The organism is Psychrobacter sp. UBA3962 (assembly GCF_002385225.1).
Taxonomy (GTDB): domain Bacteria; phylum Pseudomonadota; class Gammaproteobacteria; order Pseudomonadales; family Moraxellaceae; genus Psychrobacter.
The window spans coordinates 65,661-92,046 of sequence record NZ_DGDC01000033.1 but is presented as its reverse complement, the minus strand read 5'-3'; the positions used below and the strand labels follow the sequence as shown (position 1 = coordinate 92,046).

The 26,386-nt window shown below is 43.2% G+C and carries 17 protein-coding genes and 2 tRNA genes; 5 read left to right on the top strand and 14 right to left on the bottom strand.

Annotation, left to right across the window (positions count from 1 at the left end; genetic code table 11):
• The first annotated feature begins 281 nt into the window (after positions 1–281).
• Together B3S92_RS08440 and B3S92_RS08435 are read left to right on the top strand one after the other, a co-directional pair.
• Positions 282–2,369: a catalase gene (locus B3S92_RS08440; RefSeq protein WP_296204866.1), complete on the top strand. Its 2,088-nt coding sequence runs from the start codon at positions 282–284 to the stop codon at positions 2,367–2,369.
• A gap of 259 nt (positions 2,370–2,628) precedes the next feature.
• Positions 2,629–4,686 (top strand): acyl-CoA synthetase, encoded by a 2,058-nt coding sequence (locus B3S92_RS08435; protein ID WP_296204865.1) that lies wholly within the window; start codon positions 2,629–2,631, stop codon positions 4,684–4,686.
• 175 nt (positions 4,687–4,861) lie between these two features.
• Here the strand turns inward: B3S92_RS08435 and B3S92_RS08430 are convergent, their stop codons facing one another.
• Positions 4,862–5,710, bottom strand: a complete 849-nt coding sequence (locus B3S92_RS08430; RefSeq protein ID WP_296204863.1) for an aldo/keto reductase — start codon at positions 5,708–5,710, stop codon at positions 4,862–4,864.
• Positions 5,711–6,153: 443 nt separating this feature from the next.
• Here B3S92_RS08430 and B3S92_RS08425 point away from each other — a divergent pair, with 443 nt between their 5' ends.
• Complete coding sequence (locus B3S92_RS08425) at positions 6,154–6,894, top strand: MBL fold metallo-hydrolase (protein ID WP_296204862.1); 741 nt, start codon at positions 6,154–6,156, stop codon at positions 6,892–6,894.
• 259 nt (positions 6,895–7,153) lie between these two features.
• On the opposite strand, the gene B3S92_RS08420 is transcribed toward B3S92_RS08425, so the two are convergent.
• The 7 genes from B3S92_RS08420 to leuS form a co-directional block, all read right to left on the bottom strand.
• A tRNA-Lys gene (locus tag B3S92_RS08420) sits at positions 7,154–7,229 on the bottom strand.
• 216 nt (positions 7,230–7,445) lie between these two features.
• Positions 7,446–7,521: transfer RNA gene (locus B3S92_RS08415), tRNA-Lys, on the bottom strand.
• Positions 7,522–7,697: 176 nt separating this feature from the next.
• Entirely contained in the window at positions 7,698–9,701 is a 2,004-nt protein-coding gene (locus B3S92_RS08410) for a MacB family efflux pump subunit (RefSeq protein ID WP_296204932.1), read from the bottom strand.
• A 208-nt stretch (positions 9,702–9,909) separates the two neighbouring features.
• Entirely contained in the window at positions 9,910–11,316 is a 1,407-nt protein-coding gene (locus B3S92_RS08405; protein WP_296204859.1) for an efflux RND transporter periplasmic adaptor subunit, read from the bottom strand.
• A gap of 235 nt (positions 11,317–11,551) precedes the next feature.
• Complete coding sequence (holA, locus tag B3S92_RS08400; RefSeq protein ID WP_296204856.1) at positions 11,552–12,631, bottom strand: DNA polymerase III subunit delta; 1,080 nt, start codon at positions 12,629–12,631, stop codon at positions 11,552–11,554.
• Positions 12,632–12,634: 3 nt separating this feature from the next.
• Positions 12,635–13,327 carry a hypothetical protein gene (locus tag B3S92_RS08395; RefSeq protein ID WP_296204853.1) on the bottom strand — a complete coding sequence of 231 codons (693 nt, stop codon included), beginning with the start codon at positions 13,325–13,327 and terminating at the stop codon, positions 12,635–12,637.
• Between the two features lie 3 nt (positions 13,328–13,330).
• Complete coding sequence (leuS, locus tag B3S92_RS08390; RefSeq protein WP_296204851.1) at positions 13,331–15,988, bottom strand: leucine--tRNA ligase; 2,658 nt, start codon at positions 15,986–15,988, stop codon at positions 13,331–13,333.
• Between the two features lie 237 nt (positions 15,989–16,225).
• Here leuS and B3S92_RS08385 point away from each other — a divergent pair, with 237 nt between their 5' ends.
• The gene (locus B3S92_RS08385) at positions 16,226–16,594 is read left to right on the top strand and encodes an ArsC family reductase (protein ID WP_296204849.1); all 369 of its coding nucleotides are present in this window, start codon (positions 16,226–16,228) and stop codon (positions 16,592–16,594) included.
• A gap of 163 nt (positions 16,595–16,757) precedes the next feature.
• Here the strand turns inward: B3S92_RS08385 and argB are convergent, their stop codons facing one another.
• The 5 genes from argB to B3S92_RS08360 all read right to left on the bottom strand — a co-directional run bounded on the left by argB (position 16,758) and on the right by B3S92_RS08360 (position 23,722).
• Positions 16,758–17,669 carry an acetylglutamate kinase gene (argB, locus tag B3S92_RS08380; protein ID WP_077450470.1) on the bottom strand — a complete coding sequence of 304 codons (912 nt, stop codon included), beginning with the start codon at positions 17,667–17,669 and terminating at the stop codon, positions 16,758–16,760.
• 112 nt (positions 17,670–17,781) lie between these two features.
• On the bottom strand, positions 17,782–19,452 hold the full coding sequence (locus tag B3S92_RS08375) for a phosphomannomutase/phosphoglucomutase (RefSeq protein ID WP_296204931.1): 1,671 nt from the start codon (positions 19,450–19,452) through the stop codon (positions 17,782–17,784).
• A gap of 103 nt (positions 19,453–19,555) precedes the next feature.
• Positions 19,556–20,020 (bottom strand): dUTP diphosphatase, encoded by a 465-nt coding sequence (gene dut / locus B3S92_RS08370; RefSeq protein ID WP_296204847.1) that lies wholly within the window; start codon positions 20,018–20,020, stop codon positions 19,556–19,558.
• Positions 20,021–20,117: 97 nt separating this feature from the next.
• Entirely contained in the window at positions 20,118–21,509 is a 1,392-nt protein-coding gene (mgtE, locus tag B3S92_RS08365) for a magnesium transporter (protein WP_296204845.1), read from the bottom strand.
• Between the two features lie 173 nt (positions 21,510–21,682).
• Positions 21,683–23,722, bottom strand: coding sequence for a UvrD-helicase domain-containing protein (locus B3S92_RS08360; protein ID WP_077450473.1), 2,040 nt, complete (start codon positions 23,720–23,722; stop codon positions 21,683–21,685).
• A gap of 371 nt (positions 23,723–24,093) precedes the next feature.
• On the opposite strand from B3S92_RS08360, the gene B3S92_RS08355 reads away from it, so the two are divergent.
• A complete protein-coding gene (locus tag B3S92_RS08355) occupies positions 24,094–24,732 on the top strand; it encodes an OmpW/AlkL family protein (protein WP_296204840.1) in 639 nt (212 codons plus the stop codon).
• Between the two features lie 140 nt (positions 24,733–24,872).
• On the opposite strand, the gene hemB is transcribed toward B3S92_RS08355, so the two are convergent.
• The gene (gene hemB, locus B3S92_RS08350; RefSeq protein WP_296204838.1) at positions 24,873–25,883 is read right to left on the bottom strand and encodes a porphobilinogen synthase; all 1,011 of its coding nucleotides are present in this window, start codon (positions 25,881–25,883) and stop codon (positions 24,873–24,875) included.
• Between the last annotated feature and the right edge of the window lie 503 nt (positions 25,884–26,386).

Here is a 26,386-nt window from a genome sequence, read left to right as displayed (position 1 = left end):
ATATTACTGGGGATTATTTAATCTATTAACGCTGCGTATACATATCTAACTAAATCTAAACAGGTATTTTCACCGATTTAGGTAATATATCAAGTAGTTGTAGATACAACTTTTTTAGATATATTTCGAATTACAAAGACAAGCTGTAGTTGTAATCAATAGTTCGGTATAGCTAGGCCGTATTGTTAAGCTAGGTTAAGTTAGCCAGATTTCGTTGAAAACGCCCTCTGTGCCTTCTGGCTTGACTGATATAAAAATAATTCACCCAGCAAGGAATAATAATGAAAGATAAAATTGATCATAATGACCCAGCCAAAAATATGTGTCCCCATACAGGAAATGGTGGTGAGCCACAATATCAAGCCGATGACAGTGTGCCAAACCTTACTACTCAACAAGGTGTGGTCATCTCTGACAACCAAAACTCTCTAAAAGCCGGCCCCCGTGGCCCAGCTCTATTAGAAGACTTTGTATTACGTGAAAAAATCACTCACTTTGACCATGAGCGTATTCCAGAGCGTATTGTTCACGCCCGTGGTACTGGTGCCCATGGTTATTTTGAGCTTACTGAATCTTTGGAAAAGTATACCACTGCTAAGATTTTGACTGAGACTGGCAAACAAACGCCTTTATTCACGCGTTTCTCAACAGTAGCCGGTAACAAAGGCTCAAAAGATACCCCACGTGATGTGCGTGGTTTCGCGGTTAAAATTTATACTGAAGAGGGTAACTGGGATATCGTCGGTAATAATATGCCGATCTTCTTTATTCAAGATGCTATGAAGTTCCCAGATTTCGTTCATGCGGTTAAGCCTGAGCCAGATCGCGGTTTCCCACAAGCAGCTTCAGCCCATGATACTTTTTGGGATTTTGTGTCATTGACCCCTGAAACCATGCATAACTTAATTTGGTTAATGAGTGACCGCGCTATTCCTCGTAGCTTACGTATGATGGAAGGCTTCGGTATTCACTCTTACCGTCTAATTAATGCTGAGGGTAAGAGCACTTTCGTTCGTTTCCACTGGAAACCAAAGTTAGGCGTTCAATCATTAACTTGGGATGAAGCGGTTAAGATTTCAGGTGCAGACCCTGATTATAACCGTCGTGACTTATTTGAATCTATCCAAGCAGGCGATTATCCTGAGTGGGAATTTGGGGTTCAGTTATTTACCGAAGAAGAAGCGGCAGAGTTCCCATTTGATCATTTAGACGCAACAAAACTGATTCCAGAAGAATTAGTACCGGTGAAGATTGTGGGTAAAATGGTATTGAACCGTTATCCAGATAACTTCTTTGCGGAAACTGAACAGGTGGCCTTCTGCCCATCGCATTTACCACCAGGTATCGACTTCAGTAATGACCCCTTATTACAAGGCCGTTTGTTTAGCTATTTAGATACTCAGCTTAAACGTTTGGGCGGTCCTAACTTTGCGCAGATTCCAATTAATGCGCCAAAATGTCCATTTGCGAACAACCAGCAAGATGGCCATATGCAAATGCATGTGCCTAAAGGTCGTACCTTGTATGAGCCACAAAGCTTAGAGCCTAACAAGCCACGTGCTAACTATAAGCAAGGCTTTAAGTCTTTCAACGAGCAGTTAGATGATGGCGTTAAAGGTCGCGTCCGTGCTGAAAGCTTCGCCGATCATTATAGTCAGCCTCGTATGTTCTACCGCAGTCAAACCCCAGCAGAGCAAGCGCATATTGCCACTGCCTATGCTTTTGAACTGGGTAAGGTTGAAACTGCCCATGTGCGTACCCGTACCCTAAGTCATCTATTAAATATTGATGAAGACTTAGCGAAACGTGTTGCCGATGCGTTAGGTATGGACTTACCTGAAGCCGCTAAACCAGCCGCGCCTATCGTTGATATGCCAGAGTCGCCAGCGGTTCAGACCATTGGTCTTAGCCCTAAAACTTTAAAAGGCCGTCAAGTCGGTATCTTAGTAGGAGCAGGCTCGAAGAAAGCTTCTATTGAGAAATTTGAAAATGCGGTTAAAGCTGCCGGTGGTAGCGTGAAGATTGTTGCCCCAAGTATCGAAGTGAAATTAGACGATGGCACAACCATCCAAGCTGATGAACGAGTGGCTGGTGCCCCCTCTGTGTTGTTTGATGCAGTAGTAAGTATCATCATGCCAGATGTGGCCAAGAAACTAGCCAAAGACAGCTCAACCCTAGATTGGTTCAACGATGCATTCAACCACTGTAAAGCCATTGCTTACTGTGGCGCGACTGATGAATTTATCTTAAGCAAACTACCTGTAGAAAAAGATGAGTTCGTAACGCCACTCGATGAGTTAGATGCCTTTATTGAAAATGCTAAGACCCGTCTGTGGGAACGTGAACCTAAGGTTCGTGATTTAGCTTAATTTTTAGCTATTTTAGACCCGTAAAACAAAAAACCAGTCATATAAATATGGCTGGTTTTTTTGATTTATTAATAACTCATTTATTACATTAATTGAAATGGAGAGAAGGCTATATGGCAGCCTGTACCTAGAAGTGGTAAGTTATATCTTTAAAAGATAAACTATAACCAGTATTCTTTTTACCACAAAATGGTATGTTACAACCTGATTTGTGACCACGCGATTACTTACTAAGCTTTGATAGAAAAAGGATTCTCACATGGAAAGTGTCCCAAGCAATAAAAATAAAGATAATAAGACCAATACAGACCAGTCTACGAATACTTCAGTAGCCTCAGAACATATGGATAGCGTTCGCTATGAGCAGCTTTTGAATGAGTCGCCAACCACTTACGACTTGTTTAAGAAAGGGCATGATATTAATCCTGATGCGCCTGCATTAAGCTTTTTCTTACAAGGCACAGCTTATAAGGAAAGTGAAACTTTTAGCTATGCAGAGATGCTGACTGAGATACATCAAGTGGGCAACTTTATGGATACTTTAGGACTAGAGGACGATGCGGTGGTTGCCATGCTACTTCCCAATCTCCCTGAGTGCTATAGCGTCATAATAGGGGTGCAAACTCGCCACATTATTATGCCCATTAACCCTCTACTTGAGCCTGAGGTCATTAGCGAGCTTTTGGCAACGGCTAAGGCTCGAGTACTGGTTACCCTTGCGCCTTTTCCCAATACTGAAATATGGTCAAAAGCTAAGTATATCGCACAGCATGTTCAAAGCTTAGCACACGTTGTTAGCATAAATATGGCCGATCATGTGCTCGGCAAAAAGTCCTTGCCTGCTAAAGTGTTACAAAAACGTCAAGACATCATAGAAAACGATGTGTCAGCTCTGCTTTTCGGTAGTAAGGCTGGACTACCTAACCATATCAACTGGCATAATTGGAAAACTGCCATAGTAAAGCAGCCAGGCGATCGTTTAACCTTTGAGAACAATAAATCGAAACGTCGTAATAGCTTAGATTATTCTTCGTTCTTTTGTACCGGCGGTACCACAGGGCGACCCAAGATTGCCAAGCGAATACATAAAAATGAAGTCTCCAACGTATTACAGGTGAGAGCCGCTTTGGGTGATGACTTCGTTGGCAATGGCAAAAACTTATTATGCGGTTTACCCCTGTTTCATACCAATGCCGTCATGGTAACAGGCATGTTGCCTTTTTCCTTGGGCAGTCATGTGATACTGGCCACACCGCAAGGTTACCGAGGTGAGGGTGTTGTTGCTAATTTTTGGGATATTATTGAGCAGTACCAAATTAACTTTTTTAGCGGCGTACCGACCTTGTTTAGCTCTTTATTAAATATTCCGATTAAGACGCAGGATGTTAGTAGCTTGCAGTATTGCTTAAGCGGGGCGGCACCCATGCCTATTGAAGTGTTCAATCAGTTTGAAGCACAAACAGGCATGAGCATATTAGAAGCTTATGGGCTGACAGAGGCCAATTGTGGTAGCTCGGTTAATCCTCGTGAGGGTGAACGCAAAGTTGGTTCCATCGGTCAAAGTTTTCCACATCAAGAAATGATTGTGGCTATCCTAGAGGAGGAAGGATTGTTCCGCCGTGCAGAAGTAGGTGAGGTCGGTAATGTCATTATACGCGGGGACAATGTATTTGCAGGATATTATATAGACAGCCAGAATAAGGATATTTGGCTTTACGATACGGTTGAAGATAAGCAAAAAGCGGACAATAACCAACTGGACCCCGCTAAAAGATGGGTTAATTCGGGAGATTTGGGCTATCAAGACGGCGATGGATTTTTCTTTTTAACAGGTCGTAAAAAAGAGCTTATTATTCGGGGTGGTCATAATATTGATCCAAAATTAATTGAAGAGCCTGTCTATAAATTTGGGGATATCGAAATCTGCGCTGCTATTGGTAAACCTGATGTGTATGCTGGCGAGATTCCTATTTTATACGTGCAGCCCAAAACAGGCGCGAGTATAGATAAACAAGCCCTTGAGGCGTATTGCCAAGATCATATTGGTGAGCGTGCCGCAATACCAAAAGAGATTCACATTATTGATGAAATACCTCTTACCCCGGTGGGTAAGGTGTTTAAGCCTGCTTTAAAACGATTGGCAAATGTGGAGGCGGTTGCTACCTTACTTAATGAGCACAATATTGCCGCAGACGTTACTACCCAAGAAGATGCCACTTACGGATTTATCACTTGTGTCAAGGTTACTGACCCTAATCAGCTAGAGACAGCGAAGCATTTGGCCGGTCAATTTGCCATTGCTTTAGATATTCGTTAGTTTTTTAGCTTATACAAACGGGTTTTATGACGGTAAGATCAAAGCAAAAGATGCCCCTTATATTGATCCAGTCAGAGGCTTAAATCCATAAAAAAACCAGCCACCGAATGGTTGGTTTTTTGTTGTTTTATAACGCGTCTACTCTCTTAATTGAGAGTAGGCGTTAGTCAGTTCTTTAGTCATCCCATTCAGGCGTGTAATCAGGATGTTCGATCATACGACCGTCTGAGCGTGCCAACTTATTGATGGCTTCAATATCTTCTTTATCTAGCTGCACCTTTAACGCATCAAGGTTACTTTGTAGGTGAGATGGGGTGCTGGTTTTTGGAATGGCAATACGGTTGTTGTCAGATAAAATCCAAGCCAACGATACCTGTGCTGGATTAATATTATGCTTGTCAGCAATGGCTTTAATAGTGTCATTATCAAAGACATCACCACGTGCTAACGGTGAGTAGGCAGTTAGCGGAATATGATGGTTGTATAAGAACGTTTGCAGGGTCTGTTGACGAATAAAGGGGTGAAATTCGACTTGGTTCGCTGCAATAGGCACATCACTGTGTTTTTGCGCCTCTAACAATAGATTAATATTGAAGTTAGAGACCCCAATGTTTCTAGTCAATCCTTGATGCTGCATTTCTGCCAATGCCGGCATTGTCTCTGATAGTGGCACACGAGCATCTGGCCAGTGCAGTAATAATAAATCTACATACTCAACGTCTAATTTATCTAATGACTCATGCACCGACTTCACTAAATTATCAGGCTCAAAGCGCATATCATCTGGGAAAATCTTGGTGGTTAAGAAAAAGCGGTGACGAGCTACACCCGACTTTTTAATGCCTGCTCCCACTTGAGCCTCATTATGATAGGCTTGAGCCGTATCAATATGCTCATAGCCCATTTGTAGAGCTTGGCTAACCACCTCAATACAGTCATCGTCTGTTGATTGCCAAGTTCCCAATCCTAAGGCAGGTATTTGCGCTTGTCCAACGGTGCGGGTTTGATAATTTTTATTATGCATTCTACTTATCCTTATTATTTTGACGCCCTTAGCCTTGAATCGGCTTAATAAGCGACGCTTATATCGTTTGCAGTAAATTTAAGGGCAATTCGGTCAATTTGAGTTTCAAATATGAGTCCCCTTAATACTAGTAGTACTCTTCAATACTGGTACCCTTTATGCGAGTAACTATTATTAGTATAACGACCAAGCCGATAGGGTTTGTAGTTAAGCTATATGAAAACGTAAGTGAGCGTAAAGCACTCAATAAATAACTCTCTATCTTTATGATATGCAATAATTTTTTTGTTCAGATAGAGGTTAGGCAAATAAAAGTAGAGTAGAGGCAGCTGAAGCTAAAATAGCTTGGTGTAAAAACTTATCGGTCAACATGGACACTTAAACTATCTATAGACTAGGTTTACTATGATGCGATTATATATCGGGCAAGCATTAGGAGAATTATGAGTTTAATAGAAGTAGTGGGTATAGAAGGTTATATTCAGACCACCTATCTTGCAGTATACCCTGACAAATTGATGTTAATAGATTCCGGTTGCCGTGGTGACGTAGATCTTATTTTAAACTACATCACAGACACCCTACAAAGGCCTGTTGAGCAGCTTAAGACAGTCTTGGTCAGTCATATGCATCCTGATCATGCTGGGGGTGCTGTGCTACTTCGTAAGAAGACGGGCTGTCAGATTGTGGCAGGCGCTCAGGCTGACACCTGGTATAAAGGCCTATTAGGGCGCAAACAACATGTATGGGATTTGGCACTGACTCACTATGTGGCCAATCGTAAAAGAAAGCCGAAGACCTATCAGTGGTACACCCCATTTCTCAAGCCCGATATTATAGTAAAAGATGGCGATAAAGTGCCCAACTTTGAAGACTGGGTGATACTTGAAACCCCAGGGCATACCAACTGTGACCTCTCCTTTTGGCATACGCCCAGCAATGAAATTTATACCGCTGATTTAATTTTAAAGATTAAAAATAAATTTGTATCGCCTTATCTGATAAGTTATCCCAAAAAATATAAAGCTTCTTTAAATAAGATCAAGGCTTTACAGCCTTCACAGTTACTGTTAGCGCACGGTAGAAAATCAGAAATTAGGGCTGAAGATTTCGATAGCCTCATTGAAAAAGCACCTAATGAGCCTCGTAGAATGGGTCTTAGAGAGGCAATAGGTCTTAAGTAAAGTTATGACGACTTTGAGGGCGATTGGCTTTGCTTAGGGCTTATGTCGGGTGTGATAGATTCTGAGAGTGATTGATTTTTAGAGTGAGTGGTTTTTAGAATGATTGACGTTTAGAGTAACTGATGCCTTGTATTGGTAAGTATTAATAGATAACCGCTATTATTATCAATGCAAGGCCTTTAACCCTTAGCAAACTGCCAAATAGAGTAGACGAAAAAAACCCCGATTAAACATTGTTTAATCGGGGTTTTTAGATATATGGTGGGCCGACCGCGACTCGAACGCGGGACCAATAGATTAAAAGTCTACTGCTCTACCAACTGAGCTATCGGCCCTAAACTTGAAGAGATTTTATAAAATGTCTCTTTGTTAGGAGAGGCATATTATACTTATCAAATTTAAGATTGCAATATAAATTTGAAAATTATTTCAATTTTATGGCATCTTATTAACAGTCTAAATCAAAAACGAATTCTTAGTAGAAAGAATCACATCGAGACAAACTGTTGAAAGAAAAACCCCGACTAAACGTAATCGGGGTTTTAAATATTTGGTGGGCCGACCGCGACTCGAACGCGGGACCAATAGATTAAAAGTCTACTGCTCTACCAACTGAGCTATCGGCCCTAAACAGTTAAAGGGTTGCTGTATCCCCTTAACGTGAGAGCACATTATACGCCTCAAAAATGAGAATGCAACCCTAAATCTTAAATTTTTCTATTTTTTTCAGTATTAATCGTTATTTTGTGGTTTTTACCTTAGATCATAGCCATTTATATTATCGCAGTTAGCTACTAAGGGCTTTAATCTCTAGATAGAGCTTCCACTGGGTTTAGCTTAGCTGCGTTGCGCGCAGGTAAGAAACCAAAAACAATCCCGATTAATGTTGAGCAAATAAAAGCGGCAATAATGGAAGTAGGGGAGTAGATAACACTGAAACTATCAGAGCCTAAACTATTAATACCTTCTCCAATTAAAAATGCTAACAGGATTCCTAAACCGCCGCCTAAGATACAAACTAGGACAGCTTCTATCAAAAACTGCTGCATGATGTCACTTTGACGTGCTCCCACCGCCATACGTACCCCAATTTCATTGGTACGTTCGGTTACTGAAACCAGCATGATATTCATCACCCCAATGCCGCCCACCACTAACGAGATAATCGCAATAGAGGAGATGAGTAGCGTCATGGTATTGGTAGTAGACTCAATGGTTTGACGAATAGAGTCAGAGTTTTGGGTTCTAAAGTCATCAGCCCCGTGTCGCCCTTCAATGAGCTCTGAAATCGCGGATTCTGCAGCACTGGTTGAGATTTGATTGTCAATGAGCACCACAAAACGATCAATGTTTTCTCCGCCCACAATACGTGACATCATAGTGGTATAGGGCATATAGATAGTAGGGGTATCACTAGAACGACTGAAGGCATTTTCATTGGGCTCTAATACCCCAATTACAAGCCCAGGAACATTGCCAATTAGCAATACTTCTCCAATGGGGTTAGTAATGTCTGGGAAAAAAGTGGTTTTGGCATTGTCATCAATGATAATGTCTTGCGTACGCAGGGAGATACTTTGTTCGTCGAAGCCTTGACCTTGTGCCAGTTTTTCTCCAGTGACTTCGAGATAGCCTGAGCCCACACCACTGATACTGGCGGACTCTTGTACACTTCGATAGCGGACACTGGCGTTGGTATCAAGCTGCGGGCTGACGCTGACTACATAAGGCTGATCGGCCACAGCTTGGGCATCGTCTGGCGTCAGGTTGTCATCATTATATTGTCGTCTGGGATCGCCATAGGGGTAACCATCAATAACGGTGATGGTATTGGTACCTAATGAGCTGATATTAGACAAAATTTGCTGCTGTGAGCCTTGACCTATACCTACGACTGAGACCACGGAAGCGATACCAATAATAATCCCCAGCATGGTCAACAAGGTGCGCATCTTATGAGCGCGCATCGCCAATATTGACATTCTAAACGCTTCTGATAGGCGGTCAATAAGGGAGCCTAACCGACTTTTTTGTTTGTGGCGTAAGACTTTTGAAGGGCTGGCTGAGGCTGCTGTTGCCTCTTCTGTTGTCTCTTCATTGGCTAGAGCTTGCGTATGGTCTGAATGGTTAAAGTGCTCATTGCGATAATCTGCAATAATGTGTCCGTCTTTAAGCTCAATAACCCGTTCTGCTTGATCTGCAATGCTGGGATCATGGGTGACCATAATCACCGTGTGACCTTGCTTGTTCAAATTATTTAGAATTTGTAAAACATCTTTCCCTGACTTACTGTCCAAGGCGCCTGTGGGTTCATCGGCTAAGATGACATCACCACCATTCATCAAGGCTCGCGCTACCGACACGCGCTGCTGTTGTCCGCCTGACAGTTGGCTGGGCCGGTTATGAACCTTATCGCCAAGGCCTAAGTCTGTCAGTAACTGCTCAGCCCGCTGTGCTCGTAGCTTATTGTCCATTCCGGCATAGACGGCAGGTACAGCAACGTTGTCTCGAGCATCAATATCACCCAGTAAGTGATATCTTTGGAAAATAAAGCCAAAATGTTCCCGGCGCAGCTTGGCCAGCTCATCGGCATCTAGCTGCTTAACGGATTTGCCAAAGATGAGATATTCACCGGCAGTGGCCTTGTCTAAACAGCCTAAGATATTCATCAAAGTAGATTTACCTGAGCCGGATTGGCCAATGATGGCCACCATTTCACCTTGATAAATAGTGAGGTCAATACCGTGCAAAATACGAATGGTCTGCTCACCAGCAGGAAACTCACGGATAATACCGCTTAGTTGCATGATGGGCTCTGCCCCCGGTTTTGGCGACGAGGCAGTCCTTTTTAATATTGGGTCGGTTGCAACAGAGTTGCTTATTGGCGGCTCGGGTGTGGTCATAGCAAAATCTTCAGTTCAGGCAAAGCTAATAAAATAAACTAGCCTAAGATAAATTCAAAGTCAGTGATCAGGTAATAAATAGCCAGTTATTAACAGGTTTATAGACTAGCTTTTACATTCCAGGTGGACGACGGCGACGGCTTTGCTGTTTGCCTGGGCCACCTGAGTTCTCCCCAATAATTACCGCTTCCCCTGCTTTGAGTCCACTTAGGATTTGGGCATTCACTCTATTGTCGATACCGACGGTTACAGGTCTGTCTTCCACACTGCCATCAGCTTTTAATACTCGCACATAACTACCTTTATTATTGGCAGAAGGTTTGTTAGTAGCAGAGTTTTTAGTAGCAGCATCGGCTCCTTGCTTAGCGGAGCGTTTGCCACCTGCAGCATTATTATCGCCTCGTCCTTTTTTGATTGCAGCAGAAGGCACTATTAGCGTGTTCTCAGCTTTATCGATGACCACATAAACTTGAGCAGTCATATCAATACGGAAAAGGCGCTCGGGATTAGGGACTTCAACATAGCCAATATAATAGATGGCAGAGTCGGTGGTGCTCGTGGAGCTAATTTGTTCTGGGGCGGGCTCGACAGCCGTTAATACCGCATCGTATTTTTTGTCGGGGTTCCCAATGGTATTAAAGTATACCGGCATACCCGCTTTGACATTAATCACATCTGCCTCTGAGATTTGGGCATTAATACGCACCGTTGATAAATCGGCTAAGGTGACGATAGTAGGCGCGGCTTGATTGGCGTTAACAGTTGTCCCTTGCTCGGTGACCACAGCGACGATGGTACCATCCATTGGGGCGCGGATAGTGGTATAGCCTAAGTCGGTATTGGCAGTATTTAAATTGGTTTGGGCTTTGCGTACGTCTGCTTCGCTACTGGCAATATTAGACTGGGCAGTGATAAGCGCTGCTTGGGCAGTTTTTATAGCAGATTTCGCTGCGGCCACACTGGCTTGCGCTTTTTCGACTGTGGTTCGCGCATTTTCAACTTCTTGCTGGCTAATAGCATCCATCGCAAGTAATGGACTTAATCTAGCATAGTCAGACTGGGCCTGCTTTAAGTCCGCCTCACGACTTGCTAAATCGGCTTGGGCGCTTTCTAAGCCCGCTTTACGGCTATAATATTCTGCTTGCGCACTTTGTAGTCCGGCTCGACCTTGCTCTAGAGTCGCTTGCTGATTAGATAAGTTGTTTTTTTGGGTAACTTGGTCAATTTGAGCGATGAGATCGCCTTTTTTTACTACATCACCCACATTTACATACAGCTTAGTGACTTCCCCAGAGACCTGGGCGCCTACATCGACCGTGTTTAGCGCCTTTACTTTACCTGAAGCCATGACATTACGTTCAATATCTCCTATCTCAGCAGGAGTAGTAATGTAGTTTGGGGTCTCTTCTTTGGGTTTAAATTTATTATATAAAAGTATGCCTAAAGCTAAGACAGCTAAAGCTATGAGACTCCACTTTATAAGAGACTTGCGAGTTTTCTGATTAGAGATAAAAGCCATGTCACAGTCCGAAACCTAATTTTAAATAGACTTATGATACCTCACTACGATAAAAAGACTATGGTATTAAGTTTAAGAAAGGTTACAAGGGACGGCTTAAGAGGTTGAAAATACGTAGAGGAATGGGATTGGGCAGAATAAATCGCTGGATAAGGTAAGCAATTGAGATATACGCAAGAACCAATTATAGAGGCAGATACAACTATAATGCTGATTAAAAAGCTAAGGTAACTGACTAAAAAAGTCGATGCCCTGTCACTCTTAAGGCCGCTTGCAGCATAAGCTCCCAAGCAGGTTGGCGCACAATACCTTTTACCGCTTTATCACACTGATAAAGAATGTCTGGCCAATCGGCAATGCTCTGTGGGGTTTGACGCCGGCAAGCACTTTGATATAAAGACTGCTTACTACTCCAGATACCTATGTTTTGGGGGTTTTCGCCAGCCATAAGCTGCATAATAAGGCGCATATCCTTACTAATGGCCCAAAGTATCAAGGGAGTGGGTTCTTCCATGGCTTTTAGTTGCTCCATGATCTTGACTACTTGAGGCGCATTACCGGCCAACATAGCGTCAGATAAATCAAAGACACTATACTGGGCATCACTGACTAAGGCATTTTTTAAAGCCTCCACATCAATTGTAGTAGATGTTGCTGAGGAAGAGTCAGGTTGAGGGTTATCAATAGCAGATTCGTTAGGAGAGACGGTTTGTGGTGAATATAAATAAGACAAGCGCCATAGGGCCTGATAAGCACTGAGCAGATGATGTTCTGTCTGCACCATCAAAAACTGCCAAGCTTCGGGCAATAGATTCAGCCCAAATTTTTGCGACTGAAAGGTTAGAATCTGTTGGCGCTGGTTTTCATTATATAAATTACAATCAATGACATGCCCTTGCTGCGCAAAGGGTATATACCATTTACTACTTTTTGAGCGGTTATCTACTTTGGCGGTTAGCCATAGCATACAGTTTTGATTGTCGCCATTATTGGCGGCGCTGGCAAAACTTTCGAGCTCTTGCAGCATCGCCTTATCAGGTTTGTGGTTGCCGGTCACGATAACCGCTGTGGCATCGTCAAATAAAGACAGGCTATTAAGCTCACTCATGACTTCTTGCCAGCTCTTACTCGACACTAATTCTAAGCGTTTAACCGCCAGATTTTGTGCTCGCCAAGAGTTACGCATGGCATCGATGAGCCATTGTTGTAACAAAGGCTCATCGCCATGGGCCAACCACAATCCGGTTAAATTAAGCGGGTTTGTGGCGCTAGCAGCACTAAGCTTTGGATAGACATTTAAAAAAGTATCTTCCATGGCTTAAGGCGTAGACTCAGCAGCAGGTGAATCAGAATCAGTCGGCACCAATACTGCAATCTTTGAGTCATCTTGCTTGGCTTTTGGTGCCACACGAGGCAAATTTAGCGCCACATATTGATCGGTAATACGCTGAGCTAAGTTTCTGTATAGCCACTCTTCAATTTGCTTACCCTGCTTATCGTCGGTACTGACTGAAGCTTCATCAAACTGATAAGTGCGCTCTACTTGCACTTGGTTTTTCACGATCATCGGTTCGCTAGCACGGCCTTGATCGTTATTCAGCGTTTCGTAGAAGACATCTGCAGACAATACTAGGCGAACTTCGGTTAACACCCCAACCAATTCGTAGCGTTTAAGCTTTACGTTCTCTACACGAATACTAGAGGTGTACTGCTTATCACTGCTATTAATTTGACGTCCAATGTTGTCAACCACATTGACCCCAACGGCATTCAAGCGCTGTGTTAGCGGTTGTTTTAAGCGAAAGCTGGTGGGGTCATTATCATTGAGACTAAGAGAGGTGGTTTGCGCCACATAAGTCATAGGACTGTCATAGCCACGTAAATGAAAACCACAGCTGCTCAGCATAAGCGGGGCTGCCACTAATGCCGCTGTTAATAGCGCAGTGCATAGAGCACCACGCTTATTTGTAGCAACAGTACCAGTTTCAGTCTGGGCTAATAGATGGGTCATGATTTATCCTACCACTACAATGTTAACCAGCTTGTTAGGCACAACGATCTCTTTTTTAATCTCACCGGTTAGATACTTAGCCACAGTTTCGATTTGTTTCGCTTGTGCTTTAAGGGTTTCAGGGTCGCTATTAGGCGCCACTTCCATCTTACCGCGTACCTTACCGTTAACCTGAACCACCATAGTGATGGTATCTTGAACCAATGCTGATTTATCAGCAGTAGGATAAGTCAAGTTTAGGGTGTCTATTCCCAACTCTTCAAGCAAATGCTCTGCAATGTGCGGCGCATAAACAGACAAGATCGTCAGCAAAGTAGTAATGGCTTCATGCTGTACCGCCAGTGCAGTGGTATTAACTTGTTTGTTCTTCGCAATGAAAGTACCAATCTCGTTGGCCAATTCCATTAGGCTTGATACTGGCGTGTTTAATGATAAACGGTCGCCTAAGTCATTATCAATTTTAGCAATAACTTCGTGAGTCTTACGACGTAGATTTTTTGCTAAGCTGTCTAGCTCATTGCTATCGATAGTAGAAATGGCCGGCAACTCAGTAGCACTAATGCCTTGTTCTTCTAACAGCTCAATATGAGTTTGCACTTCACGCCAAACTTTCTTTAAGAAGTTATAAGGTCCTTTTAAGGAGTCATCTGACCACTCTAGAGTTTGATCAGCAGGCGCGGCAAATAGGGTATACAAACGAACCGTATCAGCACCATACTGGTCGATAGTGGTTTGCGGATCCACTCCGTTATTTTTCGACTTCGACATCTTTTCAATTTTACCGATGGTTACTGGCTGGCCATCTGCTTTTAACGTCGCACTGATAGGCTGGCCACGGTCATCATAATTGATATCTACGTCTTCAGCGAAGTAGTAAGTTTTGCTGCCGTCTTCATTTTTGCGATATAAAGTACCGGCCAATACCATGCCTTGAGTCAGTAAGTTTTTAAACGGCTCATCGCCTGATACCAAACCTTCATCACGCATTAGCTTGTGATAGAAGCGGGCATATAATAGATGCATCACCGCATGCTCAACACCGCCCACATATTGATCGACCGGAAGCCAGGTGTCAGCGGCTGATTTATCGACCATTTGCGTTTCATCATTAGGACTTGCAAAGCGGGCGTAATACCAGCTTGATTCCATAAAGGTATCAAAGGTGTCGGTTTCACGCTCTGCTGGGCCACCACACTTAGGACAACTGGTGTTAACAAACTCAGGGATATTCTTCAGGGGATTACCACGGCCATCAGGCACTACGTCTGTCGGTAGCTTGATGGGTAAGTCTGCTTCGTCCACAGGAACGTTGCCACAGTACTCACAGTTAATCATTGGAATTGGGCAGCCCCAATAACGTTGACGTGACACACCCCAGTCACGTAGACGATATTGAATCTTACGTGCAGCTAAGTTTTGCGGTTCAAGCTTGGCCAACATGGCTTCAAATGAGCCTTCGAAGTCTAAACCGTCGAACTCACCTGAGTTAACTAAGGTGCCGCGCTCAGTGTAAGCCCCTTCATGATCTTCAGGAGTCTCAATTACAGTCTTGATAGGTAAGTTATATTTGCTAGCAAATTCGAAATCACGCTCATCATGAGCAGGAACCGCCATTACCGCACCAGAGCCATAGCTCATTAGTACGTAGTTGGCTACCCAGACAGGAATCTCTTCACCAGTTAGAGGATGGGTAACCGTCAGACCAGTATCCATACCCACTTTATCAGCTTTGGCAAGGTCAGCTTCTGCCACAGAGCCTTTTTTACACTGTTCACAAAACTCAGCAATTTTTGGGTTCTGTTCAGCGGCTAATTTGGCTAAGCGGTGTTCGGCAGCCACAGCCACATAAGTGACCCCCATTAAGGTATCAGGGCGGGTAGTAAATACATCTAAGGTGCTGATATCATCGCTGTTTTTGTAAGGGAAATGAACTTCCATACCTTGGCTGCGACCAATCCAATTGCGCTGCATGGTGATAACATCGCTTGGCCATTGTCCTTCTAACTGCTCTAAATCATCCAGTAGCTCATCGGCATAATCTGTGATTTTGAAGTAGTACATAGGGATATCGCGCTTCTCAACAGGAGCGCCACTACGCCAACCTTTACCATCGATAACTTGTTCGTTGGCCAATACGGTATTGTCTACAGGATCCCAGTTTACAGTGGCAAGTTTTTTATAAACCAAGCCTTTTTTGTAAAGCTGCAGGAAGAACCACTGTTCCCAGCGGTAATATTCAGGAGTACAGGTAGCAAACTCGCGTGACCAGTCAATCGATAGACCCAAAGTCTTTAACTGAGTACGCATGTTGTCAATGTTAGAGAAGGTCCATTTTGCTGGAGCAACTTGGTTGGCAATGGCCGCGTTTTCTGCAGGCATACCAAACGCATCCCAACCCATAGGCTGTAAAACCTGGTCACCTTTTAAGCGATAATAACGGCTGAGAACATCTGAAATAGTATAGTTACGAACATGCCCCATATGCAGCTTGCCACTTGGATAAGGGAACATAGACAGCATATAACGTGTTTTTTCATCTTTGTTGATGTCATTGCTTACTTCAAAGCGCTTATCCGCTTCCCACTTAGCTTGTTGTGTGGCTTCAATTTGCTTTGGTTGATAATGATTTGAATGGTTTTGTTCAGTTGCTGTGGTGCTCATAGTAGGCTCTAAGTTAGATGTTTTTTAAAAGTTTGAGTAAAAAAATCGTAATGACTAAAGTAATAAATAATAGAGAAATTCAGATACGATAGAATAGCTTAAATTGACTAAAATTGCGATGGTAAGCGCCAATTTTAACTCGATATTGGCGTTCACTGGCTTTATAAGCTGTTAACTATTAAGCTTGTTAAAACTTTTTTTGAGAGATAACCGTCATAAAAACAACAGGAGATATAAATGACAATAACTGTTTATGGTATTAAATCTTGTAGCACAATGAAAAAAGCGTTCACAAAATTAGAAGCGCTTGGTATTGACTATCAATTTCATGATTATAAAAAGCAAGGTATCGATAAGCCCAGTATCCAGCGCTGGGTCGACGAGCTGGGCATTGAAAAAGTGCTTAATAAGAGAGGGACCACTTGGCGTAAATTGACTGAGGAGCAAAAAGCAGCTGCTGATGCCGACGTCGATAAAGCGATTGAGCTATTGGTTGAAAACACCAGTATGATCAAACGTCCCATTGTAGAGGGCGAGACTCAAGGCAATAAAGTGCTACTTTGCGGCTTTAACGAGGCAGAGTTTGAGCAGGTATTTTCTGCCTAATTTATTAGTTAACACCGCTCGTAAAACATTAGAATTATTATAAAACAAAAGGGCACTGCTATTAGCGGTGCCCTTTGATTTGTTAACCTTTGATTTATTAAATAATAGCTATCAGTAGTGCGTGACTATTCAGATATCAGGCTAATTTCAGATGTAAGGGCAATTAGCTTAAAGCAGCGTCTAAATCACGGCTGATTAATGTCCCCACACCTTCATTGGTAAAGATTTCAAGTAAGGTGGCGTTAGGCACACGGCCATCGACAATAACCGCGCTTTTTACGCCGCCCAGTACCGCATCTAAGGCACACTGTATCTTCGGAATCATACCGCCTGAAATGGTGCCGTCTTTGATCATTTCGTCGACTTTTTTCGGAGTTAATCCGGTGACTACTTGGCCTTCTTTATTCATGACCCCTTTGATATTGGTCAATAGCATTAATTTTTCAGCATGTAGGAACTCGGCCACTTTACCGGCTACTAAGTCTGCATTGATGTTGTAACTGTTACCTTCATTGTCTACACCAATGGGGGCGATCACCGGAATGAAGTTTGAGCCAATAAGCATCATAATCACGTCTTTATTGACGCTTACCACTTCGCCCACAAAGCCTAAGTCGATATCACTACTATTACCTTGCTCATCAGTCTTAGTCATAAGTAGCTTTTTGGCGCGAATTAAATTCGCATCCTTACCCGTTAAGCCAATGGCACGGCCACCATGTTTGTTAATCAGGCTGACAATAGATTTGTTGACACTGCCGCCTAATACCATCTCTACCACGTCCATAGTAGATTTGGTAGTAACGCGCATACCGTCAATTCGATCTGACTCACGGCCTAGCTCTTTTAGTAAATTATCTACTTGAGGACCACCGCCATGAACCACAACGGGATGTAGGCCCACTGTTTTTAACAGGACGATATCGCGGGCGAAAGAGCTTTCTAGCTCTGGATCGGTCATGGCATTGCCACCGTATTTCACCACAATGATTTTGTCTTCAAAGCGCTGAATGTAAGGTAGGGCAGTGGTTAATACTTGAGCAGTGGTTTTGGCTTGGGCTAGATTTAAGGACATGAGAGACTCTTTTTTTTATACTTTGATAGGTCGTGAGTTTAATTAAATAGTTGGTGAATTTAAATCAATGGCTTTTGAACTTAAACAAACAGTTTAAACACCTTTTATTATTCTACTGATTTACCCGAATGTTGGCTACCTGATTGGCCAAATCCTCACTGATAGATTGGCATAGGTGGACGAAATAGCCTTGTATTTGAGTTAAGTCAGATAGGGAGTCGCCGGCGAAGCGCACTGTCAAACTGTTACTGGTGTTTGAGGAGCGAATGATGCCAAAGCCGTGGCTAAAATCCAAACGTAAACCATCAATACAGGTTAGCCGAGTATCTGCTGGCAAGGAGTGAGGCAGATCCTTTATATTGTCCTGTAGCTTCTGACATAGAGCCGAAAGTCTATTTAATATGGGCTGCGAATCTGGCGCCACATCAGGAACGGCAGTGTCTTGTGATACGCTATAAGAGTAATCGGCTAAAGGCAGATAGACATCTGGGGTGCTAACCATCTGCGGCAAAGTGTCGATGACATCAGCTAGGGTCATAGGCTGATGATGCAACCAGTTTAATAGGCGCAATCCTGCATACATGGCATCATCATGCAATAAGAAGTGGTCATCATTAAAGATAAAGTGCCCTGATAATTCACCGGCAAATAGATTATGCGAGTCTGTACCGTCTTTATTAGATTGTAAGGCGCGGCGCAAGATGCTGCTGCCTGTTTTACTCATTTGTGCTTCAGCCCCAGCTTGATTTATTAAGCTAGGTAGGTGATGAGAGCATTTCACATCGAAGATAACGGTTGGGGTGCAACAGTTAGAGTGACTACAAGTGCCAGAAGCAAAGTGGTCTTCTATGGCCACCCGAGACAGCAGATATAATAAGTGATCGGCTACCAACGGCTGGCCTCTGCTATCGACTACCATCAATCGATCCCCGTCGCCATCGAAGCTTAACCCCAAGTCAGCTTTATGGTGCAAAACTGCTGCAGACAACTCATGGAGGCGATTGTATTCCATGGGGTCTGGATTGCCCTTTGGGAAGTCGCCGTCAACATTGGCGTTAAGTATGATAACTTCCGAACACAAATTGGGGTGGGCTTGGTAAAAATCTTCAGCGAATAATCCAGTCGACCCATTTAAGCAATCAACGACAATCTTCAGCTTAGAGCCTGTGCGCTCGATATACGGCTTGTGGGTAGAGGTAGTCAGTTTTAAACGTGATTCATTAATACTATCAAGCGCTTCAACTGCCTTATTGATATAAGGATTTAATACTTCTTGGTGAGATAAGATGATTTGTTTTGGCAAAGATTTATTTGGCTTAGGGATGGCTGTATTAATATCTTTGCCTTCAATCTTGTCTTCATCGTTAGACTGATTTGATATCAGTTGCTGATACAGTTGCTGGATTTGCTCACTGCTTGGGGACTGGCTATTGATCAGCCATTTTAAGCCATTGATATGTGGCTCAGAATGACTGGCGGTAGCGATGACGCCATGGCCTTGATATTGATTGGCCCAAAAAGCCATCAAGGGTGTGGTCACTAAGCCCAACCAAATGACCTCACAGCCATGAGCCTTAAAACTAGAGGCCATATGTCTGGCAAGGGTTTCACTATGGTGACGGGCATCAAAGCCAATGACTACGTGATTGGCATTAGCATATTTTACAAAGTAACGGGCAAGCGCATGACTTAGAGCTGTCATGAACTCGGTGGTGAACAATCGACGTTCACCACGGATGTCGTAAGCTTTGAAAAGGGTACGTTGGTCGCTAAAGGCAGTCACTGACAAAGCAAAGTTCCAAATTTCAAGAAACCATCATTATAACTTTATAAATTTATAATAATAGTACTTTTAAGCTATTGCATTGTAAACAGGAGGCTTGACGTTATTGACGGCCTGAGTGACCAAAGCCACCTGCACCGCGTGCGCTTAGCTCATTGAACTCTTCGACAATCTCGAACTCAGGACGCATTACAGGAACCACCATGTATTGCGCCATACGCTCTGCAGGGTTTAATACAAAATCAGTCTCGCTTCGGTTCCAGATACTCACCATCAGCTCGCCTTGATAATCTGCATCAATTAGACCCACAAGGTTGCCTAAGACGATACCGTGTTTATGGCCTAAGCCTGAGCGAGGTAGGATGATGCCGGCATAGTTAGGATCAGCGATATAAATTGCCATACCAGTACCGACAAGCTGAGTCTCACCGGCCTTAATGGTAATAGATTCATCAATGCAAGCCCGTAAATCAATACCTGCTGAACCATCTGTGGCTCGAGTGGGCATAGGGAAATTAGGGTCAGTACCGATTTTTGGATTTAAGATTTTAACTTGTACAGAGTTCATAATTTATCCGTTATTTTGTGGTTTTAACTATATGGCTATTAAAGGGCACCCAGTCTAATTCATCTTTTTTTAAAATCAATTGCTAAAAAGCTAATGGTTACAGAATCAACCAGCTAGCCAGGCCTAAAAAGGACATGAAGCCAACAATATCGGTGACGGTGGTTAAGATCACTGAGGCTGATAGGGCAGGATCAATATCTAAGCGCTTTAAAAATAGTGGGATGCCGATACCGGCTACGTTGGCAGCAGTCATATTAATGGCAATGGCACAGCCAATGACTAAGCTAATCTTGGGGTCATGGAACCAAAGCTGAGCAATACCAGCCATAATTAAGGCCCAAATTACCCCGTTGATGGCACCGACCCACAGCTCTTTGTTCATTAACCATAAGCGGTTCGAGCCCCCGATTTGGCCCATAGCTAAGCCGCGGATAACCACAGTTAGCGTTTGGCTACCAGAGATACCGCCCATACTGGCGACGACCGGCATTAATACTGCTAAAGCGACTACTTGTGCCAGTACTTCTTCAAACTGTCCAATAACTGAGGCGGCGAGTAGTGCCGTTAATAAGTTAATGCCGAGCCAGACGCTACGGCTTTTAGCACTACGTAAAATGGGTGCAAACAGCTCTTCATCATCGCTCACACCAGCTAAGTGCTTCATGGTGCTGTCTACGTCATCTTGAATAATTTCCATGATGTCTTCGGCGTTAAGCTGGCCAACCAATTCGCCAAAACTATTGACCACTGGGGCATAGCGAATGTCAGAGGAGCGAAATACTGCGGCCGCATCTTGAATGTCCATTCTGTCGTTAATAGTAATGGCAGGATCGATCCATTGCTCAACCAAAGACTGCTGTGGATACTTAATCAGGTCCACCAAGCTTAATAGACCCAGCAGCTGATGGCTGGAATCAACGACGATGAGCTCTTGGGTTTCATCATCGAGTAGGTCTTCATCTTGACGCAGCCAGTTTTGCACCTCCTCCAAAGTAATATTACCTTGAATCTGAATGGTGTCTGGGTCCATATAGTCACCCACCTCATACTCTTCATAAGTATTGAGCTGGCTAACTTGCTGACGAATATCCTCATCAAGATTAGACATTACCTCAGAGCGCACCTTGTCATCAACGGTATCTAAAATCTCAGCAATGTCTTGAGCATCTAAGTCTTCAGCAAGCGTTTCAATCTCTTCTGCTTGCATGTTCTCCATCAATGAGGGGCGAATATCATCGACCACTTCAGCCAGTACTTGACCTTTTAGCTCGACAGGCACCTGCTCCCAAATCAGTTGGCGAGCATCGTGAGGAAAGGATTCTAGTAGGCTAGCAATTTCATACTCAGTTTGCTCATCTAAGAACTCAGCCATAGTAGTCAGGTCTTTGTCTGCTACCAACCTTTGTAGATAAATAAGCTTGTCTTCAGCGCGATCATAGCTCTCTGATAGGGGTTCTGGTTTGACTTTATGCTCAGTTTGAGTAGACATAGCGGCCCTTAGATTGCTTGATGAGAGAGAAGGTGAGGAGTTAGGGGTATAAAAAACCAAACCCCTAAAAACAAAAATGACAGGCATGCTTCCTGTCATTTTTGTGGTATTTTACAATATTTTTTTAGCCTTTGTAGGGACTATCTTTTATTTGGCTAGCCCCAAGCTTTGACTTACATATTTTTCTTTTTCAGTAGAGCCTTAATGTTAGACATATACTCATTGGCGACCACTGTAGGATCACGCTCAGCTTTTTTCTTCTTGGCATTGGCCGGCCAGTCTAAATGCTCTTCAGGCAACTCTTCTAAAAAGCGACTTTGAGTGGTGGTGCGCATCTGACCGCCCCCGCGACGCTGAGCAGCCAAAGTCAAAGTCAGTTCACGACGGGCACGGGTAATGCCCACGTACATTAAGCGGCGCTCCTCTTCAATGGTTTCAGCAATGATAGAGTTACGGTGTGGTAGCAACTCTTCTTCTAATCCCATAATGTAAACAAAATCAAACTCCAAGCCTTTGGCCGCATGTAAGGTCATTAAGTTAACCTTGTTGGTGTTTTCCTCTTCTTGCTGCTGTTCTAGCATATCGAGCAGTACCAGCTTACGAATCACCGCATCAATGGTCTTATCATCGTCATCTTCAGCGCGATTAATCAAGGCCTGAATACTGGTATAAAGCACTTCAATGTTATCGAGACGGCCTTTTTCTTGCTGCGGTGTTTTTGAGTCACTGCGCACAAAGTCGATATACCCGGTTTCATCAATCATCTGACGGACCAGAGGTACTGGATCTGGGTGCTGATCAAGCTCGCGAGTATAGTGCTCAATAAAGTCACCAAACTCTTTTAAGGTGCTGTAAGCCTTGCTAGGCAAGACATGAGGCAGACCACCATGAGTACAGGAGGCGAGTAAAGAGATACTGTGCTCCTGTGAGAATAATCCTAGCTTCTCTAAGGTTGCTGGTCCTAAACCACGCTTTGGCGTATTGACGATACGTAAAAAAGCACTGTCGTCTTCTGGGTTTAGAATCAGACGCAGATAGCCCATAACGTCTTTAATTTCACTACGAGCGAAGAAGGACTGTCCCCCCGATAGCTTATAAGGCACTTGGAACTGTCGCAGCTGAGCCTCAAGCATACGAGCTTGGAAGTTACTGCGATATAAAACCGCGTATTGCTCCCACTCATTGCCATTACGCAGCTTATGCGCCACAATCTCCTTGGCGACGCGCTCGGCTTCATCATCGTCATTACGGCAATTAATAATGCGGATTTTCTCGCCCTGACCTTTATCCGACCACAATGCTTTTTCAAACAAATGCTCGTTATTCATAATCACGGTGTTGGCCGCATTCAAGATACGGTTGGTCGAGCGATAGTTTTGCTCAAGCTTAATCACTTTTAGCTTTGGGAAATCTTCTTTTAGTAGCGCCATGTTCTCAGGACGTGCCCCGCGCCAAGCATAAATAGATTGGTCATCATCACCCACCACAGTGAATTTACCAGTTGGACCCACAATTAGCTTAATTAGCTCGTACTGAGCGGTGTTGGTATCTTGATACTCATCCACCAATAAGTAGCGGATGCGGTTTTGCCATTTATCGCGTAGCTGTTGATTTTCACTTAATATTTTGGCGGGCAGGACAATTAAGTCATCAAAGTCCACAGCATTATAAGCCCGCAAGTTACGCTCATATAAAGCATAAAGATTGGCAAAAATCATATCTTCTGGATCATCTAAGGTTTCCATCGCTTTGTCGGGCTCAATTAGATCGTTTTTCCAGTCAGAGATAAATTTAATAGCCTTGCCCACAAGCTCGCGACTTTCTGCCCCAGATAGGTTGTCACGCATCATCAGCTCCATCAACAGTCGCTTGCTGTCGTCGGCATCCATGATAGAGAAGTTACCTTTTAATGGGGTGTGCAGTAGCTCATAACGCAAAAACTGTAGCCCAAATTGGTGGAACGTTGACACCGTAAGTCCCCGGGTTTTTTCTTTGGGCATGAGCGAGGAGACACGTGCCTTCATTTCACGTGCCGCCTTGTTGGTAAAGGTCACGGCAGTAATGCGCTCAGCAGGAATATTGCACTGCTCAATAAGATAAGCGATTTTTTGGGTAATTACTGAGGTCTTACCTGAGCCTGCACCCGCTAAAACGAGGAGGGGACCAGACACATAAGTCATGGCCTCTTGTTGTTTGGGGTTAAGCTTACTCATGGTACACCTTTTTATATTGCTAACGATAGAGATTGGATAACTAGACTAAATTTAGAGGGTTTTTTAGACGATGGTTAGACAGTCGAAATTAACTTCAAAACTGTAAAATGATCGAGTGGTTATTATAGGGGTTCGCTTTAAAATCACAACCAAATCTATGCAAACTTATTGAGCCATTACAAACTCGACTATGAAGTCGTTTTTTTTACTAGAAAGACCTTACTCTATGTATGGCTTTGTAATATAATACAACTATGGAGTTAGATAAGCGCAAGATTCTAACGCTTTGATTTCGATGAATACACATACTGATTTATTAAAGTAAATTTTGCATTTTTACCCAGTATTTAAACAACTAAGTTGAGGATAGTATGATTAAACGTCAAGCATTGTTAATGGCTGCTGTAGCTGCTGGTCTAAGCATGACTGCAATGGCAGAAACTGCAGGCACTTGGACTGTAGGTGTGGGTGTTGGCCACGTTGAGCCAGACAGTAAAAATGGTAATCTAGACAAGAGTGACTTTGGCAACATTCGTATTGATCATATTGATCCTGACGTACGTCCAACACTTACTGCTGAGTACTTCGTAGCAGATAATGTGGGTGTTGAGCTACTGGCAGCTTTACCATTCCATCATGACATCATCATCGATGTACCAGGTGTTGGTATGGCAGAATCTAAAACTCAGCTTTTACCACCAACCCTATCACTACAGTACCACTTCGATAATGTACATGCGAACGTGAAGCCGTTTGTTGGTGTGGGTGCAAACTATACGACTTTCTTTAAAGAGCGTTCAGGTGTACCAGGTGTTGATTTACAAATTAAAGACAGCTGGGGCGTAGCGGGTCACGCAGGTATTGACTTCAAAATCAATGAAACTGACGCAGTTCGTTTAGATGCTCGTTACATCGACCTTGAGCCAGATGTTAAGCTTAATGGCCAAGACGCGGGTACAGCAGAGATCAACCCATGGGTATATGGTATCTCTTACGTACAACGCTTCTAATAGAAGCCAGTTAAATAAAAGTCGGCTTAACTTAATTAAATAAGTAAGCAGACTAAAATAAGAACCCCCGTATCTGATTGGATACGGGGGTTTTTTATGCTTAATTAACTTTACGCTTAATGATTTTTCACTTTCAGAAGCTATCTTAAAGCATTTAGTTTCTTGGCAGCTTCTAAAGCAAAGTAAGTTAAGATGCCATCAGCACCAGCACGTCTAAAGCCAAGCAATGACTCAAGAATAACGTCCTCAGTTAACCAGCCGTTCTGAATGGCGGCCATGTGCATGGCGTATTCACCGGAAACTTGATAGGCAAAGGTAGGTACGCCAAAGGTGTCTTTTACTTCACGGATAAGATCTAAATAGGGTTGACCTGGTTTAATCATAACCATGTCAGCACCTTCATTGATATCCATGGCCACTTCATGTAAGGCTTCTGCGCGGTTACCAAAGTCCATCTGATATTGCTTTTTGTGGCCACCTTTTAGGTTACCAGCACTGCCTACCGCATCACGGAACGGACCATAATAAGCAGAAGCGTATTTGGCAGAGTAGGCCATAAGGGCTGTATTTACAAAGCCTTCTTCTTCTAAAGCTTCACGCATAGCCAAAATACGGCCATCCATCATGTCACTTGGAGAGATGATGTCTGCTCCTGCGCGAGCGTGTGCCAGGGTTTGCTTCACTAAAACATCAACAGTGTCATCATTAACCACATAGCCTGACTCGTCTAGCAGACCATCTTGACCATGGGTGGTGTAAGGGTCTAAAGCAACGTCAGTCATAACCACCATGCCTGGAACTTCTTTTTTGATTGCACGAACCGCACGGCAGGTTAGACCATCTGGGTTATAGGCTTCACGACCATCTTCAGTTTTTAGACTGGCATCAATGACAGGGAAGATATCGATGGTGCTTACACCTTCTGCCAAAAGCTCTTTGGCGTATTCAACTAATAGATCAATCGATAAACGCTCAACACCAGGCATACTAGCAACAGCTTCACGCTGATTTTCACCGTCCAGTACGAATACTGGAGCAATCAAGTGTTTAGGGTGCAACTCAACTTCACGCACCATAGCACGAACGTTGTCATGAACACGTAAACGGCGTAAACGAGTATGTGGATAGGTGCGATTAAATATATAACTCATAATAAGTCCTAATAACTTCAACGAATTAAGGAATGAAAAAGGGTAGGGCAGTCGGATAGGACTACCAAAAATAGTCTTTAAGGGATGAAAAGCAGAATAAGGCAGTTATAGATCTTTTTATTATTCTTAAGTTAGCTATCCCAGTACCTATTATAACGCAGGGCTCAGTATGTTTTGGGTTCAAGAAATGATACAAGTTATAACCAAAGTCTTAATTCAATGAACAAGTGACTTAATAAATAGGAAATCAATAGAAATATTAGACCACTATAATTCAAGACTTTAAAACTTTATCTGGAACTAGGGGTATGGGTCATTATTATGGCAGACTAAAATCTTTAGCCAAGTTGATAAAAGCTATCATTACAATGAGTTTAACGAATACGGTATTGGCCAACTACAGGGGAGTTATATACAATTCAACCTTAGGTAGGACGCAATCTATAAATAAAACATAATAAATAGTGCCGAAAACTGATAAATAAGTAACAGATGAATAAACA

Excerpts from the sequence above, each read along its gene's own strand:
- dut (WP_296204847.1), bottom strand. The coding sequence starts at position 20,020 with ATGAACTCTGTACAAGTTAAAATCTTAAATCCAAAAATCGGTACTGAC.
- hemB (WP_296204838.1), bottom strand. The coding sequence starts at position 25,883 with ATGAGTTATATATTTAATCGCACCTATCCACATACTCGTTTACGCCGT.
- B3S92_RS08395 (WP_296204853.1), bottom strand. The coding sequence starts at position 13,327 with ATGACCCATCTATTAGCCCAGACTGAAACTGGTACTGTTGCTACAAAT.
- B3S92_RS08385 (WP_296204849.1), top strand. The coding sequence starts at position 16,226 with ATGACAATAACTGTTTATGGTATTAAATCTTGTAGCACAATGAAAAAA.
- leuS (WP_296204851.1), bottom strand. The coding sequence starts at position 15,988 with ATGAGCACCACAGCAACTGAACAAAACCATTCAAATCATTATCAACCA.
- holA (WP_296204856.1), bottom strand. The coding sequence starts at position 12,631 with ATGGAAGATACTTTTTTAAATGTCTATCCAAAGCTTAGTGCTGCTAGC.
- B3S92_RS08435 (WP_296204865.1), top strand. The coding sequence starts at position 2,629 with ATGGAAAGTGTCCCAAGCAATAAAAATAAAGATAATAAGACCAATACA.
- B3S92_RS08425 (WP_296204862.1), top strand. The coding sequence starts at position 6,154 with ATGAGTTTAATAGAAGTAGTGGGTATAGAAGGTTATATTCAGACCACC.
- B3S92_RS08405 (WP_296204859.1), bottom strand. The coding sequence starts at position 11,316 with ATGGCTTTTATCTCTAATCAGAAAACTCGCAAGTCTCTTATAAAGTGG.
- B3S92_RS08440 (WP_296204866.1), top strand. The coding sequence starts at position 282 with ATGAAAGATAAAATTGATCATAATGACCCAGCCAAAAATATGTGTCCC.
- B3S92_RS08355 (WP_296204840.1), top strand. The coding sequence starts at position 24,094 with ATGATTAAACGTCAAGCATTGTTAATGGCTGCTGTAGCTGCTGGTCTA.
- B3S92_RS08360 (WP_077450473.1), bottom strand. The coding sequence starts at position 23,722 with ATGAGTAAGCTTAACCCCAAACAACAAGAGGCCATGACTTATGTGTCT.
- argB (WP_077450470.1), bottom strand. The coding sequence starts at position 17,669 with ATGTCCTTAAATCTAGCCCAAGCCAAAACCACTGCTCAAGTATTAACC.
- mgtE (WP_296204845.1), bottom strand. The coding sequence starts at position 21,509 with ATGTCTACTCAAACTGAGCATAAAGTCAAACCAGAACCCCTATCAGAG.
- B3S92_RS08430 (WP_296204863.1), bottom strand. The coding sequence starts at position 5,710 with ATGCATAATAAAAATTATCAAACCCGCACCGTTGGACAAGCGCAAATA.
- B3S92_RS08410 (WP_296204932.1), bottom strand. The coding sequence starts at position 9,701 with ATGCAACTAAGCGGTATTATCCGTGAGTTTCCTGCTGGTGAGCAGACC.